Raw genomic sequence first — 2,367 nt, forward strand, 5'->3', positions numbered from 1 at the left:
ATCTGTAATTTCAATAGAAGACATGATATCATCAGCTTTTAAATCCTGCTCACTTGTATTTTTTATTTTAATATCCAACAAAATAAACCCATAATCATAAGGTTCATTTCCATCTAGTTCAGATTCTATAATCTTTGCTGACGTAACAGTCATTTCATAGGTTCCAAGAGTTGTATCAAACTTACCTGTATCCCCAAGTTTTAAATCTAATTGGTCTTCTGTTGTGATTTCTGACGAGCTTTTATCTGAATCATCTTCATTGTCTTTTCCATCATTGTTTTCCTCATTAACTACATTGTTATCTGATTCTTTTGTTTCATCTTTATCATCACTACATCCAGCAAGAATAAATGTACTGATAAGTAATACTGTTAAAATTAGAGTTAACCTTTTCATGTTATACACCTCTTGTATTCGTTTTTCGTTATTTTAATATGATGTATGAAATTTTTTTTCGATATTAAATGTATTACCTTCTACTCGACCATTGATGGCTTTTGTACTGCCTAACATGTCATTCACTTGAGGCAAAAACCAGAGATTTACCGTTGATGTTGCTTTTGCTGTAACATATGTTGATCGTTCCGATAGCTCTTGATTTGTGTCGTGGTGTAGAACGATTATTTGATTCATATAAACATATGTAGAGCCACTTTTTTATTCAGTTTCTGCGGAATTGCACTAATATTTCATATTTTTTTCAAAGAAAGATGGGTGGTATTGCCCCTCCCGGCAATACCTCTTACTTCGCTTCATCTGCTGGTATGGTCCAGATGACTTGGTTACTTCCACCTGCTGCAACATTACCTGATCGCTCTCTAAAATAGTATTCATCCGACTCATAAATATCTGAAATAAACTGTCCAGATATCTCCTCACCTGGTTTAATGACACCAGTTAATTCTTCTACACTTTCAAAAACATGGGATTGGTCCGAAAATCCGGAGCCATCAATCATTTCTGTAACCTCCATTGAATACATTAAATCTTCCACATCCAAATCGTGGTCACTTGTATTCTTAATAGATAAGTTAATTAGAATTAAGTAATCAAATTGTGACTCTTCTCCATCCAATTCTTCTAAAAGTTCAGCGCTCTCTACAGTCATTTCATAGGTCCCAAGAGTCGTATCAAATTTCCCTGTATCTCCAAGAGTTAAATCTAATTGGTCTTCTGTTGTGATTTCTGACGCGCTTTTATCTGAATCATCTTCATTGTCTTTTCCATCATTGTTTTCCTCATTAACTACATTGTTATCTGATTCTTTTGTTTCATCTTTATCATCACTACATCCAGCAAGAATAAATGTACTGATAAGTAATGCTGTTAAAATTAATGTTAATCTCTTCATATTATCGACCCCTGTATTTTTGTTTATTTTAATATGATGTATGAACTTCTTTTTCTATATAAAAGAGATTGCTTAGACTCGACCATTAATTACTTTATTTTAGCTATTGATTTGGATTTGGTAGGTGGAACCAGGTTTCATTGTCTGACACCGGTTCATATGTCAATGTATAATAATCATAGTCGGGATTTGCAGAAATATATACCAATTTTCCTGTAATTTCTTCACCTGGTGCCAGTTCTTTTTCCAACTCTGGAAAGAACATATCATCAAAATCGGTTAATGAACCGCCTCCCCCGTCCCCTTGTCCAAAGTATGATAAAAATCTTTCATTAGGTACATAAGCTTCATCAGAGATATTTTTATAAGTTACATCAATAGAAAGAAAGCCATCTTCATCATCTTCTTCTAAATTTGTTACTAATTCTTCTAACGGCACTCCATCTACTTCTTTAGTAATCTCAAAACTATTGACCGTAACTTCATATTCTAAATTAAATTTATCATTCTTTATTACAGCTGTTTCTCCAATCTGATAAACCGGAATTTCCCCATCAGACTCTTCTTTATTGTTATCATTATTTTCTTCTGTTATATTTTCATTTTCTTTCTTATTGTCCGCAGTTGTATTTTCAGTGGTATTATTGTTCCCGCAAGCGGTTACAATTAATAGTAGGCTGGTTATTAAAATGATTAAGATCCGCTTCATTTGAAAACCTCCATTAATCATTAATGATTGTAATAAAATTATTACTTCGCTTCATCTGCTGGTATGGTCCAAACTACCTGATTAGTTACACCAATATCTACGTTTGCAGGATTCTCTCTAAAATAATATACATCTGCTTCATAAATATCTGTTATAAATTGACCTGTAATTTCCTCACCAGATTTAATTGTTCCAGTTAGTTCTTGAATACTTTCAAAAGCTCCAGCACTATCGGTATAGCCCGAACCTTCGAGATTATCTGTAATTTCAATAGAAGACATGATATCATCAGCTTTTAAATCCTGCT

At 33.1% G+C, this 2,367-nt stretch carries 3 protein-coding genes and 2 pseudogenes; all 5 read right to left on the bottom strand.

Annotated features, from left to right (window positions below):
* Positions 1-396, bottom strand: a pseudogene (locus VIG73_RS09010) (hypothetical protein); the annotation flags it as partial.
* A gap of 33 nt (positions 397-429) precedes the next feature.
* On the bottom strand, positions 430-633 hold the full coding sequence (locus VIG73_RS09015) for a hypothetical protein (protein WP_331641139.1): 204 nt from the start codon (positions 631-633) through the stop codon (positions 430-432).
* Between the two features lie 109 nt (positions 634-742).
* Positions 743-1,351, bottom strand: a complete 609-nt coding sequence (locus VIG73_RS09020) for a hypothetical protein (RefSeq protein ID WP_331641141.1) — start codon at positions 1,349-1,351, stop codon at positions 743-745.
* A gap of 103 nt (positions 1,352-1,454) precedes the next feature.
* On the bottom strand, positions 1,455-2,060 hold the full coding sequence (locus VIG73_RS09025; RefSeq protein ID WP_331641143.1) for a DUF4352 domain-containing protein: 606 nt from the start codon (positions 2,058-2,060) through the stop codon (positions 1,455-1,457).
* Positions 2,061-2,101: 41 nt separating this feature from the next.
* Positions 2,102-2,367: pseudogene (locus tag VIG73_RS09030) on the bottom strand (hypothetical protein); the annotation flags it as partial.

The organism is Cerasibacillus sp. (genome assembly GCF_036516575.1).
GTDB lineage: Bacteria > Bacillota > Bacilli > Bacillales > Amphibacillaceae > Cerasibacillus.

Excerpts from the sequence above, each read along its gene's own strand:
- VIG73_RS09025 (WP_331641143.1), bottom strand. The coding sequence starts at position 2,060 with ATGAAGCGGATCTTAATCATTTTAATAACCAGCCTACTATTAATTGTA.
- VIG73_RS09015 (WP_331641139.1), bottom strand. The coding sequence starts at position 633 with ATGAATCAAATAATCGTTCTACACCACGACACAAATCAAGAGCTATCG.
- VIG73_RS09020 (WP_331641141.1), bottom strand. The coding sequence starts at position 1,351 with ATGAAGAGATTAACATTAATTTTAACAGCATTACTTATCAGTACATTT.